Genomic DNA, 16,506 nt, shown 5'->3' on the forward strand with positions numbered 1-16,506 from the left:
TCCGATGACAGTCGCCGCCGTGCTGCCGGGCCCCGCCGATTTCGCCGCCTGGCGCCACGCCGCGCGCGGGCTGCTCGGCGCGGGCGTGCCGCCAGAACAATCCGAATGGCGCGTCGCCGGCGATGCGCCGGGGCTCTTCGCGCAAGGCAGCTTGCCGCCGGCCGCGGGCGGTGGCTTCCAGGTGCCGCGCGCCTTCGTCGAGCTCGCGGAGATCGCGATCCGGCACAACGACCCCGAGCGCTTCGCGCTGCTCTACCGCGTCCTCTGGCGCCTCACCCATGGCGAGCACGACCTGATGCAGGTGGCGACCGACCCCGACATCGTCCGGCTCACGACCATGGCGAAATCGGTTCGGCGCGACGCGCACAAGATGCACGCCTTCCTGCGCTTCCGGCAGGTGGAGACCGAGGCCGGCATCCGCCACGTCGCCTGGTTCGAGCCCGAGCACCACATCGAGGAAGCCGAGGCCGGCTTCTTCGTCCGCCGCTTCGCCGGCCTCCGCTGGTCCATCGTGACGCCGCGGCGCAGCGTCCATTGGGACGGGCACGACCTCGCCTTCGGCCCCGGCGGACGCCGCGCCGACGTGCCGCCCGACGATGCGGTGGAGCCGCTCTGGCGCGCCTATTACGCGGCGATCTTCAACCCCGCCCGCCTCAAGCCCGGCGCCATGCGCGCCGAGATGCCGCGCAAATACTGGCGCAACATGCCGGAGACGGCGGCGATCCCGCGCCTGCTGGCGGAAGCGCCGCGGCGCGCGGCGGAGATGGTCGCGCGCGGCGCCAGCGCACCGAATGCGCGGCCGCAGAGGCCGGCGCAGCCCGCGGCCGCCGCGCGCGTTGTGGATGACATGGACCTGCTCGACACCAGCGGCGATCCGAAGGCGGCGCTTGCTGCGCTGGCGCGCGAGCTCGCCGGCCGCAACGACCTGCCCGATTTCGCCCGTCGCGCGACGCAGCTGGTGTTCGGCGAAGGGCCGCCGGGCGCGCCGCTCTTCTTCGTCGGCGAGCAGCCGGGCGACGAAGAGGACATCCAGGGCCGCCCCTTCGTCGGCCCGGCCGGCAGGCTGTGGAACCGCGCGCTCGGCGATGCCGGCGTGCCGCGCGACGAGGCCTATGTCACCAATGCGGTGAAGCACTTCAAGTTCACCCCCACCGGCAAGCGCCGCCTGCACCAATCGCCGGATGCCGGCGACATTGCCTATTACCGCCCCTTCCTGCTGCGCGAGATCGGGATCGTCGGCCCGAAGCTGCTGGTCGCCCTCGGCGCCACCGCGCTGCGCGCGCTGGCCGGCAAGGCGCTGCCGGTGATGAAGACGCGCGGCACCATCGTCGCCGGGCCGGAGGGGCTGCCGGTCTTCGCCACCGTGCATCCCTCCTACCTGTTGCGCATCCCGGACGAGGATGGCCAGAAGCGCGAATACGCCCGCTTCGTCGAGGATCTGCGCGCCGCCCATGCCCGGGTGCACTGAGCGCGGGAACCGTCCGCGCCGCGGCGCGTCCCTCGCCGCATCCACCGGAGGTGCGCATGACCCATCACGAGAACCACGACCCGGCCGAGATCGCGACGCAGCGCGCGCACCGGGTGCGGCAGGTCACCAACATCCAGGCTTCCTGGACCGAGACGGAACGCGGCGAGGAGGGGAAATTCACCCTCCAGCTCATCCTCGACAACGGCGTCGAGGAATATGTCCTGCAGCCCGATGCCGACGACATGGAGCCGCTGCTCAAGCTGTTCCGCGCCAGCAGTCACGCCACCTTCGACCTGGAGCGGAAGGTGCTGATGTTCTCCAACCTGGCGGTGAAGTAGGCGCGCGAAGCGACCGAAGCGAGTAACCTTCGCCCGCCGCGACGCCGAGGCCCTGCCTTCGGCGTGACGGTGGGCGAGCGGCCCAATGACCGCCGCCGCGCGCACGGCAAAGCCGGGCCGCACAGAGCGCGCACCCGGCCTACGAAGCCTTCAGGAAGAAGCCGGCAGAGCCGGCTTCGGGGGGGCGGGCGGCGGCGCGGGTGGGACCGTCTCCGCGCCGCCGCCTGCCTGGGCCGTCGCTGGGGGGGTGCGACGGTTGCAGTCTCAACGTGGTCCCTCGGCAGAGGTTTCACAGGGGCGCAAGCCTGCGCGGGGGGCAGTGGCTGTCACATGCGCGTTGGCAGGAAGCGCGCCTACCGCCCCAGCCCGTCCCAGAACTCCTTCACCTTGGCAAAGAAGCCCTCGCTCTCGGGGGAGGAGCGGCCGTTGGCCTCGGCTTCGCGCTCGAACTCGGCCAGCAGCTCCTGCTGCCGCTTGGTCAGGTTCTGCGGCGTCTCCACCGCAACCTGCACATACATGTCGCCGCGCGCGGCGCTGCGCAGCACGGAGAAGCCCTTGCCGCGCAGGCGGAACTGGTCGCCCGCCTGGGTGCCGGCCGGGATCGTCACCTTGGCGCGGCCGCCATCGATCACCGGCACCTCCACCGCGCCGCCGAGTGCCGCCTGCGTCATCCGCAGCGGCACGCGGACGAAGACATTGGCGCCGTCGCGCTGGAAGATCGGATGCGCGCGCACGCCGACATCCACGTAGAGATCGCCTGCCGGCGCGCCGCGCATCCCGGCCTCGCCCTCGCCCGAGAGGCGGATGCGGGTGCCGTCCTCCACGCCGGCGGGGACGGTGACGGCCAGCGTGCGCTCGCGCTGCACGCGGCCCTGGCCGGCGCAGACCTTGCACGGGTTCTTGATGGTCCGGCCGGAGCCGCCGCAGGTGGGGCAGGTGCGCTCGATCAGGAAGAAGCCCTGCTGCGCGCGGATCTTGCCCGACCCGCCGCAGCTGCCGCAGGTCGCCGCCGCCTGCGCCGCCGCGCCCTCGGCGCCGGTGCCCTTGCAGGCCTCGCAGGCGACGGTGGTGGAGATGCGGATGGTCTTCTTCGCACCCGCGAAGGCTTCCTCCAGCGTCACCTCCACGGTGGTGCGCAGGTCCGATCCGCGGCCGACCGGCCCACGGCCGCGTTGGCCACGGCCGCCCAGCCCGCCGAACATCTCCTCGAAGATGTCCTCGAAGGCGCCGCCGAAGGGGTTGCCGCCCGCGAAGCCGCCCGCGCCGCCACCGCCGCCGCCATTCTCGAAGGCGGCATGGCCGAAGCGGTCATAGGCGGCGCGCTTCTCGGCGTCCTTCAGGACGTCGTAGGCCTCGTTCAGCTCCTTGAACTTCCCCTCCGCCGCGGCGTCACCGTGGTTGCGGTCGGGGTGGTACTGCATGGCGAGCTTGCGGTACGCCTTCTTGAGGTCGTCCTCGCTCGCGTCACGGGCGACGCCCAGCACCTGGTAATAGTCACGCTTGGCCATGGGGCCGTCGGTCCTCGATGCGCAAAGCGGTCAACAGAGGTACGCCCGACCCCCTTCCGGAAGCCGGGCGCGCCATTCCCTAGCCGATCCGAAGCAGCCCTTATGAAGGCTTCTTCTTGTTCGGGTCCACTTCCTCGAACTCGGCGTCCACCACCTTGTCGTCGGGCTTGCCGCCGGGACCGCCCTGCTGGCCGCCGGCATCGCCGCCGCCCGGCCCACCCTGCTGCTCGGCCGATTGCTGCGCCTTGTAGAGCGCCTCGCCCATCTTCATAGCCGCCTGCGACAGGCGCTCATTCGCGGCCCGGATCGCATCCGCGTCCTGGCCTTCCATCGCCTGCCGCGCGTTGGCGATCGCCGCCTCGACATCGGACTTGTCGGAGGCCGCGACCTTGTCGCCGTTCTCCTTCAGCGTCTTGTCGGTGGCATGCACCAGCGCATCGAGCTGGTTGCGCGCCTCCACCGTCTCGCGCCGCTTCTTGTCGGCGTCCGCGTTGGCCTCGGCCTCCTTCACCATGCGCTCGATGTCGGAATCCGACAGGCCGGACTTGGCCTGGATGCGGATCTGCTGCTCCTTGCCGGTGGCCTTGTCCTTCGCCTGGACGCTGACGATGCCGTTGGCGTCGATGTCGAAGGTCACCTCCACCTGCGGCACGCCGCGGGGTGCGGGCGGGATGCCGGTGAGGTCGAACTGGCCGAGCAGCTTGTTGTCCGCCGCCATCTCGCGCTCGCCCTGGAACACCTTGATGGTCACCGCCGACTGGTTGTCGTCCGCGGTGGAGAACACCTGGGACTTCTTGGTCGGGATGGTGGTGTTGCGGTCGATCAGGCGCGTGAACACGCCGCCCAGCGTCTCGATGCCGAGGCTCAGAGGCGTGACGTCGAGCAGCAGCACGTCCTTCACGTCGCCCTTGAGCACGCCGCCCTGGATCGCGGCGCCGATGGCGACGACCTCGTCCGGGTTGACGTTGCGCGCGGGCTCCTTGCCGAAGAACTGCTTCACCGCCTCGATGACCTTCGGCATGCGGGTCATGCCGCCGACCAGGATCACCTCGTCGATCTCGGCCGCGTTGAGGCCGGCATCCTTCAGCGCCTGCTTGCAGGGCTCGAGCGTCTTCTGGATCAGGTCATCCACCAGCGCCTCGAGCTTCGAGCGCGTCAGCTGCAGCACCAGGTGCTTCGGACCGGTGGCGTCGGCGGTGATGAAGGGAAGGTTGATCTCGGTCTGCTTGCTGGACGACAGCTCGATCTTCGCCTTCTCGGCGGCCTCCTTCAGCCGCTGCAGCGCGAGCTTGTCGCCGCGGAGATCGATGCCCTGCTCCTTCTTGAACTCGTCGGCCAGGTAGTCGATCACCCGCGCGTCGAAATCCTCGCCGCCGAGGAAGGTGTCGCCGTTCGTGCTCTTCACCTCGAAGACGCCGTCGCCGATCTCGAGGATCGACACGTCGAAGGTGCCGCCGCCGAGGTCGTACACCGCGATGGTGCCGCCCTTCTTCTGGTCCATGCCATAGGCGAGCGCGGCCGCGGTCGGCTCGTTGATGATGCGCAGCACCTCGAGGCCGGCGATCGCGCCGGCTTCCTTGGTGGCCTGGCGCTGGGCGTCGTTGAAGTACGCGGGCACGGTGATGACGGCCTGCGTCACCTTCTCGCCGAGATAGGCCTCGGCGGTCTCCTTCATCTTCGTCAGGATGTTCGCGCTGATCTGCTGCGGCGCGTATTTCTGGCCGTCCACCTCCACCCAGGCATCGCCGTTGTCGGCGCGCACGATCTTGTAGGGGACGAGGCCCATGTCCTTCTTGACCATCGGGTCATCGAAGCGACGGCCGATCAGGCGCTTCACGGCATAGAGCGTGTTGTTCGGGTTGGTCACCGCCTGGCGCTTGGCGGACTGGCCGACCAGCCGCTCGCCGTTCTTGGCGAAGGCGACCATGGACGGGGTGGTGCGCGCGCCCTCCGCGTTCTCGATCACCCGCACGGAATCCTTGGCCCCGGCCGGGCCCTCCATGATGGCGACGCAGGAATTGGTGGTGCCGAGGTCAATGCCGATGACCTTGCTCATCCGTGTGTTCTCCTCTGCGGCGGACGGGGGCGGCCCAGCGGGGGTCGCTCCCCGCCCTCAGGCACCGCGCCCGCCCCCTCTGTTCGGATGCTGGGGGCTTCTGATGGTGGCGCCGGGCCGGAACTGCCGACCCGCGCTGTCTGCCATGTATTGAGGCAGCGGCCGGCGAACAAGACCCGGCACCGCAACCCGGGCGCGCGGTGGCCGCAAAGGCGCTGTTCCGGCGGCGCATGGGACGGCTATACCTCGCGCCACCGACATGATCGCCTCCCTCCCCCTGCACCCCGACCGCGACCTGCTGGCCGGCGAACTGCACGCCCGTCCGCCGCTGCCGCTCGCCACGCCCGTGGCGATCAGCCGCCTGGCCAATGTCGGCGAGGCCGGCGCGGAGCGGGGCGCGGCGGTGGCGCATCTGGCGGTGCTCTGCCGCCGCTACGGCGTGACGCCGCCCGCACCCGGCGCGGATTTCTGGCTCGGCGATTTCGGCCGCTTCAGCCTGCGTTATGAGCGCCACACCGAATTCGACGGCTGGACCTTCTTCCGCCCCGGGCCCGACGCCGCCGCCCCGGACCCCTTCGACGAGACCGCGATCGAGGCGGTGCCGACCGATTGGCTCGCCGGCCTGCCGGGCAAGATGCTGGTGGCCAGCCACATCGCCATCGTGCGCAGCGCGGGCGAGGAGGAGCCGCCATCCCCCGGCTGCTTCGTGCCGGACCACCTGGCCGGTGCCCGGCTGAGCGCCGGCGCCGCCACCTGCTGGAGCGATTTCCGCCTGGGCCCCGACGGCTTCACCCGCCTGCTGCTGCAGGACCACGGCATGCCGCCTTCCCTCGCCGGCCGCCTGGCGCAGGCGCTGTGGGAGGTCGAGACCTACCGCATGCTGGCCCTGCTGGCGCTGCCGGCGGCGCGCGCCGCCGCGGCCGCTCGCGGCCGCGCCGCCGAGCGGGGGGCGGCGCGCGCCGGCCGCCTGCCCGGCCTGAAGGAGCTGGAGGAGGAACGCCAGGCGCTGGAGGAGCTGACCGACCTCGCCACCAGCATCGAGCAGCAGGCGGCGACCACCGCGGACCGCTTCTCCGCCTCGCGGGCCTACCACGTGCTGGTCGGGCGGCGGCTGCAATCGTTGCGGGAACAGCGCCTGCCCGGCCTGCCGACGCTCACCGAATACCTGGAGCGCCGGCTCGATCCGGCGATGTCCACGGTGGATGCCGCGCGCAGCCGCATCGCCACCCTCTCCACCCGCTGCGCCCGCGCGGTGGAGCTGCTGCGCGCGCGCGTCGCGGTGGCGCAGGAAGCGCAGAACGAGAAGCTGCTCGCCGTGATGGCCGATACCGGGCGCGCCCAACTGCGCCTGCAGGAGACGGTGGAGGGCCTCTCGGTGGCGGCGATCAGCTACTACGTGCTGTCGCTCGCCGCCTATGCGCTGAAGCCGCTGCCCTGGGGCCGGCTTGGCGTCGCCGGGGAGGTGGTGCTCGCGGCCCTGGTGCCGGCGGTTGCCGCGCTGGTCTGGATCCGGATGCGGCGGCGGCGCATCCGGCCGATGCTGTAGCGTCGGCTCCCGCCCGAACTCTTTGCCTCCCCGCATCGGCGCGCGGTAGGCTCAGCCGCGGATTCGATCCTGCCGCGGAGGCGCCCATGCCCGACACCACGCCCGCTTCCCTCGCGCGCGCCTTCCCCGGCGGCGTCATCCGGCGCAACAGCCCGCACACCGAGGCCGTTGCCGCCATCCAGGCGCGGCTGAACGCGCTCGGCATCGCGCAGCTCGCGGTGACCGGGCTGTTCGACACGGCGACCGAGGCGGCGGTGAAGCACTTCCAGGCCATCGGCTTCGACCTGAGGGGCAACCCGCTCTCGGTGGATGGCCAGGTGGGGGAGTTGAGTTGGGGCGCGTTGTTCGGCGCCGCCTCGCTGCCCGCCATCTCTCCCGGCGGCGCGCTGGCCGAGGCCGCGCTGGCGGTGGCGCGCACGCAGATCGGCGTCACCGAGACGCCGCCCGGCTCCAATCGCGGGCCGGAGGTGGAGCGCTACTTGGCCTCGGTCGGCCTCGGCGGCGGCTTCGCCTGGTGCGCCGCCTTCGTCCATTGGTGCGGCGAGGAAGGCGCGAAGCAGGCCGGCCTCGCCAACCGGGTGCCGCGCACCGCCGGCGTGCTGGAGATGTGGCGCCGGGCGCAGCGCGACGGCCTGCCCTGCGTCACCGCCGAGGCGGCGCGCGAGCAGCCGGGGCTGGTGACGGCGGGCATGGTGTTCATCATGCGGTTCAGCGCCACCACCGGCCATACCGGCTTCGTCGAGGCGCGCGATTCCGGCCGGCTGGTGACCATCGAGGGCAATTCCAACGACAGCGGCTCCCGCGAGGGCACCGGGGTGTTCCGGCTGACGCGGCGCACGCTGGGCATGCCGCAGCTTCTGGGCTTCATCGGGCTGGCGTGACGCCCGCTCCGCGCGACTGAATCGTTGTCGGGCCGACCCGTCTTGCCGTAGTCTCAACCTCTGCCAGGCAAGCGCGGAGGGCTCCACAATGTCCGGTGTCATGCTCGGTGGCCATCGCGCCAAGGGCCCGCCGCCGCCCAGCCCGAAATGGGTGCGCGCGACGCCCACCAGCATGCCCGCCAAGACGCCGGTGATCTTCGCCGGCCACGGCTCCTTCAACACCATCACCGATGCGGCGCAGCCGAAGGTCCGGCTGCCGCCCAACGTGACGATGGTGTTCTGGTGCCACCATGGCGAGGAGCTGATGAACAGCATCGGCGTGTTCATCGAGAGCCACCGCCCGCTGTCGGAACTGCCCGACCACCTGAAGGACGTCGCCCGCCGCAACGGCTACGACCCGGATGACATCCCCGAGATCGTGCCGGGCGGCTCGGAGATCTGGAACTACCGCCTGACCTATCCGAAGGGCCTCGACCTCGGCGCCCGGCCGCTGACCTACACCCAGCCGCCGATGATCGGGCCGGTGCAGAACCCCGAGACCTTCGGCCAGGCGCAGGGCGCCAACTACACCACCACGGCTGCCATCAAGGACAGCCACTACTGCATCGTCGGCCCCTGGGAGGGGACCGAGGTCAGCAAGCGCGGCCTGCCGATCCTGTCGATGATCGCGGCGAACATGGAGATCTGCCGCAACAACATCGTCCACTGGTGCGCCTGCCGATCCATCGTGGACCGCTGAGGGTGGGGGAAAGGCTCAGCCCTTCCCGGCCACCACCACCATCGCCGGCTTCAGCAACCGGCCGTTGAGGGTCCAGGCCGGCGTCCAGGCCTGGATCACCGTGCCGGGCTCCACCCCCTCCGGCGCCGGCTGCTCGGCCATTGCCTGGTGGTGCTCCGGGTCGAAGGGCTTGCCCTCGGGGTCCTGCTTCTGGATGCCGTGGCGCTCCAGCACGGCGACGAAGCCGCGCTCCACGCCCTCGAAGCCGTTGCGGAGCTTGGCGAGCAGCTCGGGCTCGCCCTCCTCCGCCTTCGGCAGGCTGTCGAGGCCGCGGCGGAGGTTTTCCGCCGTCTCCACCACGTCGCGGGCGAATTTCTGCACGGCGTAGAGCCGCGCCTCCTCCGCCTCGCGCCGGGCGCGGCTGCGCAGGTTCTGCATCTCCGCCTCGGCGCGCAGCCACTTGTCGCGCAGCTCCGTCACCTCGGATTCCAGCGCGGCGAGGCGCTCGGCCTCGGTCTGCGGCGCGGGCGCGTCGGGGGCGACCTCGGGCCGATCGGCCGGGGTCGGGGTGTCGTTGGTCTCGCTCATGTCGGGGATATTCGGACTTTGCGTCTCTGGGGGCGCAGGCCGCCCTGCGGCAGCCCGCCATTCCCCCTCACCTAGGCGCCCGCGACGCCAGGGACAAGCTTGCACCCGCGATCGCTCGCGGCGAGTCGTCCAGGCCGCTTCAACATCCGCCGGTCGCGGGATGTCGTGCCCGCGTCACGCGGCGCGCAGGCCCGAGACGGTGGCGCCGAGCGCCTCGCGCAGTGCCGCGGCGCCGCCGGTCAGGCCCTGGGCGGTGCGCTCCAGCGCCGCCACCGCGCCGCCGGTCGCGACGATCGCCTGCTCGGCGCGATCCACCGCGCCCGCCGCGCGCTCGGTGCTGTTGGCCATGCGGGCGGCGGTGCCGGCGATCTCGCGCGTCGCGGCGCCCTGCTCCTCCACCGCCGCAGCGATCGCCCCGGCCACGCCGTCGAGCTCGCCGACGACGCCCGCGATGCCGCGGATCGCCTGCACCGCCTGGCCCGTGGCGGCCTGGATGGCGGCGACCTGCTGGCCGATCTCCTCGGTGGCGCGCGCGGTCTGCGCGGCCAGCGCCTTCACCTCGCCGGCGACCACCGCGAAGCCCTTGCCGGCCTCCCCGGCGCGTGCCGCCTCGATCGTCGCGTTCAGCGCCAGCAGGTTGGTCTGGCCGGCGATATCGCTGATCAGGCGCACCACCTCGCCGATGCGCGCGGCACCCTCGGCCAGGCTGGTCACCATGCCGTCAGTGCTGCGCGTCTCGTCGGCGGCGCGGCGGGCCACCTGCGCGGCGCCGGCGACCTGGCGGGTGACCTCGCCGACCGCCGTGGCCAGTTCCTCGGCGGCGGCGGCGACGCTCTGCACGCCGGCGGCGGCCTCGGCGGTCGCCTGCGCGGCCTGCTGCGCGCTGCCGGTGCCGGTGCCGGCGGCGCGGGCGAGCTCCGCGGCGGCGGCGTCGAGATCGGCCGCGGCGCGCGTCACCTCCTGCGCGACGCTGCCGATGCGGGCGTCCACCTCCTCGGCCAGTGCCAGCCGCGCGGCGCGCGCCTCGCCGGCAGCGGCGGCTTCCTGGGCGGCGCGACGGGCCTGCTCGGCCTGCTCGGCGGCACGCGCTTCGCGCGCCTCGGCCAGCGCGGCCTCGGCCTCGGTGGCGGCGCGTTCCAGGCCGGTGACGATCACCAGCAGCATCGCCGCCTCCGCCAGCAGGATGCCGGCATGCAGCGCGACCCGGCCGAGGCCGCCGGCGCTGCCGAACACCGCCGCGGGTGCCAGCTCGTTCACCACCGTGTGATGCAGCGCGACGGTCAGCGTGCCGAGCAGGATGGCGCGGCGGTCCACCAGCCCGGCCAGCGCCGCGAGGGCGGCGAAATAGGCCATGTGCATGTCCACGCGCAGCCAGTCCGGCGCTACCCAGACCAGCGCCGAGACCTGCACCATCAGCGCCACCGCGATGGTCTGGCGGCTGGCCGGCTGGCCGGCGCCGGCGCGGGCGACCAGCCAAGCCGCCAGCGCCGCACCGGCGGCCAGCGCCGCACCGCCCTGGATCTCCGTGGCGCCGTGGCCGGCGAGCCAGGCGATGCCGGGCGTGGCCACCGCCAGCCCCCCCATCAGCGCCAGCAGGGAGCGCGCGGTGCGCAGGCGCAGTTCGTCGAGGTTCACGGTCGGGTCCTCATCAGGAAACGGGGGTGTCGGCAGCGCCGCGATTGTCGCAGCCGCCCCAGCCGAGCGCGGGCAGGGCGAGCCAGGCGCCGCTCGCCCGCCGCAGCGCGGCGCCCGACGCGTCGAGGGCGGCCGGTGCGGCGATGGCGGCGGCGAAGGGGCCGAGGCGGCGCAGCGCCACCGGGTCCCAGCCCGGCACGGCGAGCACGCCGAGCAGCGCCGCGTCCTCCGTGCGTCCGGGCGGGAACAGCAGCAGCAGGGGCTGGCCCTCGCGCGGCCAGGCCTGCAGCGCGCCGAGCGCCAGCGTGGCGCCGGCCAGCAGCGCGAGCGGCGCGGCGGCGATGCGGGGGGGCGTTGGCGGGGTTGCCATATGCAACACTTCGCATGGCTGGGGCTAAGGCTTCTTGAATGACGGCGCCCTGTTCCGGCGGCGACCGGTCCGGACTACACCCCCCGCGTGCTCAGAAGCGTCTTCACCGTCGGCGGCTGGACCATGGCGAGCCGCGTGCTCGGCTTCGCCCGCGACATGCTGATCGCGGCCTGGCTCGGCGCCGGCCCGGTGGCGGATGCCTTCTTCGTCGCCCTCAAGCTGCCCAACCTGTTCCGCCGCCTGTTCGGCGAGGGCGCCTTCAACGCCGCCTTCGTCCCCGCCTTCGCCGGCAGCTATGCGGTGGACGGCGCCCGCAAGGCACAGGCGCTGGCCAACAGCTTGGCCGGGCTGATGACGATCTGGCTGTCGGCCCTGGTGATCCTCGGCATCGTCTTCATGCCGCAGGTGCTGTTCGTGCTGGCGCCGGGCTTCGTGGGGGAGGCGGTGCGGTTTCCGCTGGCCGTCGAGCTCACCCGCATCACCTTCCCCTATCTGCTGTTCATCTGCCTGGCCGCGCTGGTCTCCGGCGTGCTGAACGGGATGGACCGCTTCGGCGCGGCGGCGGCGGCGCCGGTGCTGTTCAACCTGATGGCGATGGGCGCGCTGGTCGGGCTGACCCCCTACGTCGCCACGCCCGGCCATGCGCTGGCCTGGGGGGTGGCGGCCTCCGGCGTCGCGCAGCTGGCGATGCTGCTGATCGCGGTGCGGCAGGCGGGGATGGCGATCAACCCGCTGTCGCGCCCGCGGCTGACCCCCGACGTGCTGGGCGTGCTGCGGCGGATGGTGCCGGGGCTGGTGGGGGCGGGGGTGACGCAGCTCAACCTGGCGATCGACATCGTCATCGCCAGCCTGCTGCCGGCCGGCGCGGTGAGCTACCTCTACTACGCCGACCGGGTGGCGCAGCTGCCGCTCGGCGTGATCGGGGCGGCGGTGGGCACGGCGCTGCTGCCGCTGCTGGCGCGGCAGTTGCGCACGGGCCTGCCGCTCTCGGCGCATCGCAGCCAGAACCGGGCGATCGAGCTCTCCCTCGCCTTCGCACTGCCGGCCGCCTTCGCCATGGCGGTGGCGGCGCAGCCGATCATCTCGGTGCTGTTCGAGCGCGGCGCCTTCGGCGCGGCGGCGACGGCGGCGACCACCGCGGCGCTGGTCGCCTATGCGCTGGGGCTGCCCGCCTTCGTGCTGGTGAAGACGCTGACGCCGGGCTTCTTCGCCCGCGGCGACACCGCCACGCCGGTGAAGGTGGGGCTGTTCGTGGTGGCGCTGAACCTGGCGCTGAACCTGGCGCTGACGCCCTTCCTCGGCCATGCCGGCATCGCGCTGGCCACCGCGGTGGCGGCCTGGGTGAATGTGCTGGTGCTGGGCCGGCTGCTGATGCGCCGGCGGCGGCTGGTTCTGGACCGGCGGCTGCTCCGCGCGGTGCCGCGGCTGCTCGGCGCGGCGGCGGTGATGTCGGCGCTGCTGCTGGCGCTGGAGGCGGCGCTGTTCCCCACCGTCGGTGCGTGGCGCTATTCCGGGCTGGCGCTGCTGGTGGCGGCGGGGCTGGTCGCCTATTTCGGCGCCGCGCAGCTGCTCGGCGGGATGGACCTGCGCGAAGCTTTGCGGATGCTGCGCCGGCGCCGCGCCTGACCCGGAGTCCGGGCGCCCCATTCTTCACCGCAATGCGATCTCAGAGCCATCCCGCTTCGGGCGAATGTCCTGTACCAACCTGGGATGAATTACGATCACCCGGGCGAGCATGGCGCGTGGCGGTATGCTTCGGCGGAACGTTCTGGAGCGCGGCAAGGTGCGGCGTCGGCACTCGGCTTCCTCGAGGGAGGGCGCACGCTGGGCGCGCTGATGCGGGCACATGACTGGTCGGCCACGCCGATCGGCCCGCCCGCCGCCTGGCCGCAATCCCTGCGCACGGCGGTGAGCATCGCGCTCAACTCCCGCCATCCGATGTTCGTCGCCTGGGGCGCCGAGCTCACCTTCCTCTACAACGACGCCTATGCGGAGATCCTCGGCGCCAAGCACCCGGCCGCGCTCGGCCGGCGCTTCCGCGACATCTGGAGCGAGATCTGGCCCGACATCTTGCCATTGATCGAGCGCGCCCTGGGCGGCGAGGCCACCTGGAGCGACGACCTGCCGCTCGTCATGGCGCGGAACGGCTACATGGAGGAGACCTACTTCACCTTCTCCTACAGCCCGATCCGCGACGAGAGCGGCGGCATCGGCGGCATGTTCTGCGCCGTCACGGAAACCACCGGCCGGGTGCTCGGCGAGCGTCGGCAGCGCGAGACCGCCGCCGCACTGCGGGCGAGCGAGGAGGCGCTGCGCGAGGAGCGCGACCGCCTCTACGCCCTGTTCACGCATGCCCCAGGCTTTGTCGCCGCCCTGGACGGGCCGGAGCACCGCTTCGTCCTGGCCAACGACGCCTTCCTGCTGCTGGTCGGCGGGCGGGCGATGGTGGGCAAGACCGTGCGGGAGGCCTTGCCGGATATCGAGGGCCAGGGCTTCTTCGAGCGGCTCGACCGCGCCTATGCCTCCGGCCAGCCCTTCGTCGGGCGCGAGGTGCGCATCGTGTTCCGCAAGGCCGCCGGCGCGCCGCCCGAGGAGCACTTCGTCGATTTCGTCTACCAGCCGGTGCGCGAACGCGACGGCAGCATCTCCGGCATCTTCGTCCAGGGCACGGATGTCACCGAGCGTGTCCGGGCCGCGGCGCAGCAGCGCCTGCTGCTGGACGAGCTCAGCCACCGCGTGAAGAACAACCTGGCGGCGGTGCAGTCGATCGCCGCCATGACCGCCCGCGGCTCCTCCGACATGGGGGAATTCCTGCAGGCGTTCCTGGCGCGGCTGTCCGCCCTGGCCCGCGCGCATGATCTGCTGGCGCGCAATGCATGGCAGGCGATGGATCTGCACACCCTGCTCTCCAACGCGCTCGACGCCTTCGGCGCGCGGCGTGTCGTGCTGGCCGGTCCGCCGGTGACGCTCGATGCCCGGCAGTCCCTGGCCGTAGGGCTGATGGCGCATGAGCTGGCCACCAACGCGGCGAAATATGGCGCGCTGTCGCAGGCCGGCGGCCGCGTCGAGATCGGCTGGGCGATCCCGGCAAGCCAGCGCCGGCTGGAGGTCGCCTGGACGGAGTCAGGCGGCCCGCCCGTGCGGCGGCCGGAGCGGCGCGGCTTCGGCACGCGGCTGATCGAGCGCAGCGTCCGGTCCGACCTTGGCGGCGAGGTCGCGCTGGACTGGCGGCCGGACGGGCTGCGCTGCGCGATCTCCGTGCCGCTTGCCGGCGCGGCGCAGGAGAAGGCGGCGGCGCTCCGGGCCTGATCGGCGTCACACCGGGCTCCTGAAGTGCTGACGCACTTCATGTCTCAAGCGCCGGCGCCCGCTCCGCGGGCTTGGCTCGTCATGCCGAAGGCATGCGTTCCGCATGACGCACTTGCGGCGGCGGCCATTCGGCCGCTCGGCTGGCTGCGCCGGCCGCACGTCTGGACTTGGCGAGCCGGGTATCAGCCCGGCTCGGCCGTCGCCTCCGGCAGCCAGATCGTCACGGTGGTGCCGCGCCCCGGCCCCGGGCTCTCGATCCGCAGCGTGCCGCCGGCGCCGCGCACGAAGGCGCGCACCGAGGCAAGGCCGAGGCCGGTTCCTTTGCCCGGCGGCTTGGTGGTGAAGAACGCCTCCTGCAGCCGCGCGAGCGTCGCCGCATCCATGCCGATTCCCGCATCGGCCACGCTGATCCGGGCGTGGCGCAGGTCGCGCCGCAGTTTCGCGGGCAGCCCCTCCGGTGCCTGCTGCGGCGGTTCCGCCGCCAGCGAGATCGCGATGGCGCCGCCCTCCGGCATGGCGTCGCGGGCATTGAAGGCGAGGTTGAGCAGCACCGCCTCGAACTCCGCCGGCGCGCCGGCGACCAGCGCCGGCAACCCCTCCGGGCGGATGTCGAGCGAGAGCGGGTAGCCCGCCGGCAGGGTGCGGGCGAGCAGGTCGGCCACGGCTGCCAGCGTCGCGGCCGGATCGAAGGTCGGTTGCGCCTCGGCCGCGCCATCCCGACGGGCCACCCGGAGCATCCGGTCGGTGAGCGCGGCCCCGCGCCCGGCGGCGTCGGCCATCAACTCCAGCAGCTTGCCCGCGCGTTCCCGATCGCCGGCCGCGATCGCCTTGCGAGCCAGGACGGTGCCGCCCTGCACCGCCTGGACGGTGTTGCGGAAGTCATGCGTCACGCCGGCGACCACCTCGCCCAGCACCTGCAGGCGATGGTTCCGGCGCAGCGCCGCCTCGGCCTCCGCACGGTGTTCGGCCTCGACACGCGCCTGGTCGAGGGCCTCCGTCTCCCGGATGGCGCCGCCGCGCACCAGCCAGGTGAGCCACAGCAGCACCAGCGCGGTGGCGGCGGCCACGGCCGCCAGCCCGGCCATCTGGCGCTGCCACGCGCCGACAGGGCCGGCCGGGTGGAGGCCCCGGACCACCACCGCCGGCACGTCGCCCGCCACGATGCGGGCGGCATAGAGCCGCCTCTGCCCATCCAGTGGCGAGACGTCGTGCAGGAGGACGACCTCGTCAGGCGCCGCGACCGCGGCGCGCGCCACGGCGCCCAGCGCGGCGGTGTCCTGCGGCGATATCCCATCGCTCGGCGGCGGCGGTGGCGGATGGCTTGCCAGGATCAGCCCGTCGCTGGCCCTCAGCAGCGCAATCTCGTCGCGGGTGCCGGCCAGCAGGCCGGCATACACGGCGTTGAAATCTGCCTGCGCGAAGGTCGTCCACACCACGCCGCCATCCGGCCTTCCGGCGGCGTCCAGCCTCGGGCGGCTGTAAACGAAGACGCGGCGTCCCCGCAGCCGGGTCACCAGCGGTTCCGAGAGGTAGGGGCCGGCGCCGGGACCCTGCTGGTGGCGGACATAGCCGCGGTCCGAGAAGTCCACCGCGGGCGGCGGGGAGGGCAGCGAGGCGACATGGGCGGGTCGCCCATCCGGCGTCGTGAGCCCGGTATTGCTGATGGCGGGGGCATGCGTGACCAGGTGGTGCAGCATGTCGGCGATGCCGGTGTCCGCCGAAATCTCGTCCCACGAGATGTCGCGGATGCGCCACAGCACCGCGGCGAGGAGCGCTTCCTGGGTTTCGAAGGCGCGCAGGGCATGCTCGTGCAGCAGGTCGAGGCTGGTGCGCAGCCGCGCCTCGGCCGCGTTTTGCTCGCGCGACCAGGCGAACAGCGCGGCACCGAGCAGGGCCAGCAGCGGCAGGGTGACGGAGGCGATCCAGAGCGGCCAGAAACGCAGACGGCGGATCGGAGACGGGTGCCCGCGGAGCTGCACGTCAGACTGCCCTCCCCAGCCAAGCACGCCCGCTGCTCGATGCCGCAGATCCCGGCGATCCGATGCAACCTCTTCGTCTATTGCTGCATCGCACACGGGATCGTCAAGCG

Annotated in this window: 12 protein-coding genes and 1 pseudogene; 7 read left to right on the forward strand and 6 right to left on the reverse strand. The window is 72.7% G+C overall.

Going from position 1 to position 16,506, the window contains the following annotated elements:
* The first annotated feature begins 4 nt into the window (after positions 1-4).
* Together ACESM1_RS18440 and ACESM1_RS18445 are read left to right on the forward strand one after the other, a co-directional pair.
* A complete protein-coding gene (locus tag ACESM1_RS18440; RefSeq protein ID WP_372622554.1) occupies positions 5-1,468 on the forward strand; it encodes a UdgX family uracil-DNA binding protein in 1,464 nt (487 codons plus the stop codon).
* 56 nt (positions 1,469-1,524) lie between these two features.
* Positions 1,525-1,806 carry a hypothetical protein gene (locus ACESM1_RS18445; RefSeq protein ID WP_372622556.1) on the forward strand — a complete coding sequence of 94 codons (282 nt, stop codon included), beginning with the start codon at positions 1,525-1,527 and terminating at the stop codon, positions 1,804-1,806.
* Between the two features lie 353 nt (positions 1,807-2,159).
* Here ACESM1_RS18445 and dnaJ read toward each other — a convergent pair whose 3' ends face one another.
* The gene (gene dnaJ, locus ACESM1_RS18450) at positions 2,160-3,314 is read right to left on the reverse strand and encodes a molecular chaperone DnaJ (RefSeq protein ID WP_372622558.1); all 1,155 of its coding nucleotides are present in this window, start codon (positions 3,312-3,314) and stop codon (positions 2,160-2,162) included.
* A 100-nt stretch (positions 3,315-3,414) separates the two neighbouring features.
* Positions 3,415-5,379: pseudogene (gene dnaK, locus ACESM1_RS18455) on the reverse strand (molecular chaperone DnaK); the annotation flags it as partial.
* 250 nt (positions 5,380-5,629) lie between these two features.
* On the opposite strand from dnaK, the gene ACESM1_RS18460 reads away from it, so the two are divergent.
* The 3 genes from ACESM1_RS18460 (at position 5,630) to ACESM1_RS18470 (ending at position 8,536) form a co-directional block, all read left to right on the forward strand.
* The gene (locus tag ACESM1_RS18460) at positions 5,630-6,916 is read left to right on the forward strand and encodes a DUF3422 family protein (protein ID WP_372622562.1); all 1,287 of its coding nucleotides are present in this window, start codon (positions 5,630-5,632) and stop codon (positions 6,914-6,916) included.
* An 86-nt stretch (positions 6,917-7,002) separates the two neighbouring features.
* Positions 7,003-7,797, forward strand: coding sequence for a peptidoglycan-binding protein (locus ACESM1_RS18465; protein ID WP_372622564.1), 795 nt, complete (start codon positions 7,003-7,005; stop codon positions 7,795-7,797).
* Positions 7,798-7,885: 88 nt separating this feature from the next.
* Entirely contained in the window at positions 7,886-8,536 is a 651-nt protein-coding gene (locus ACESM1_RS18470) for a putative adhesin (RefSeq protein WP_372622566.1), read from the forward strand.
* A gap of 15 nt (positions 8,537-8,551) precedes the next feature.
* On the opposite strand, the gene ACESM1_RS18475 is transcribed toward ACESM1_RS18470, so the two are convergent.
* The 3 genes from ACESM1_RS18475 to ACESM1_RS18485 all read right to left on the reverse strand — a co-directional run bounded on the left by ACESM1_RS18475 (position 8,552) and on the right by ACESM1_RS18485 (position 11,108).
* Entirely contained in the window at positions 8,552-9,103 is a 552-nt protein-coding gene (locus tag ACESM1_RS18475) for a nucleotide exchange factor GrpE (protein ID WP_372622568.1), read from the reverse strand.
* A 174-nt stretch (positions 9,104-9,277) separates the two neighbouring features.
* Positions 9,278-10,738, reverse strand: coding sequence for a methyl-accepting chemotaxis protein (locus tag ACESM1_RS18480; protein ID WP_372622570.1), 1,461 nt, complete (start codon positions 10,736-10,738; stop codon positions 9,278-9,280).
* Between the two features lie 13 nt (positions 10,739-10,751).
* Positions 10,752-11,108 carry a hypothetical protein gene (locus ACESM1_RS18485; protein WP_372622572.1) on the reverse strand — a complete coding sequence of 119 codons (357 nt, stop codon included), beginning with the start codon at positions 11,106-11,108 and terminating at the stop codon, positions 10,752-10,754.
* Between the two features lie 87 nt (positions 11,109-11,195).
* On the opposite strand from ACESM1_RS18485, the gene murJ reads away from it, so the two are divergent.
* Positions 11,196-12,734 (forward strand): murein biosynthesis integral membrane protein MurJ, encoded by a 1,539-nt coding sequence (gene murJ, locus ACESM1_RS18490; RefSeq protein ID WP_372622574.1) that lies wholly within the window; start codon positions 11,196-11,198, stop codon positions 12,732-12,734.
* A 210-nt stretch (positions 12,735-12,944) separates the two neighbouring features.
* The gene (locus ACESM1_RS18495; RefSeq protein ID WP_372622576.1) at positions 12,945-14,417 is read left to right on the forward strand and encodes a sensor histidine kinase; all 1,473 of its coding nucleotides are present in this window, start codon (positions 12,945-12,947) and stop codon (positions 14,415-14,417) included.
* A gap of 182 nt (positions 14,418-14,599) precedes the next feature.
* Here the strand turns inward: ACESM1_RS18495 and ACESM1_RS18500 are convergent, their stop codons facing one another.
* Positions 14,600-16,396, reverse strand: coding sequence for an ATP-binding protein (locus ACESM1_RS18500; RefSeq protein ID WP_372622578.1), 1,797 nt, complete (start codon positions 16,394-16,396; stop codon positions 14,600-14,602).
* Positions 16,397-16,506: the final 110 nt, after the last annotated feature.

The sequence above is a fragment of the Falsiroseomonas sp. genome, assembly GCF_041690465.1.
GTDB lineage: Bacteria > Pseudomonadota > Alphaproteobacteria > Acetobacterales > Acetobacteraceae > Falsiroseomonas.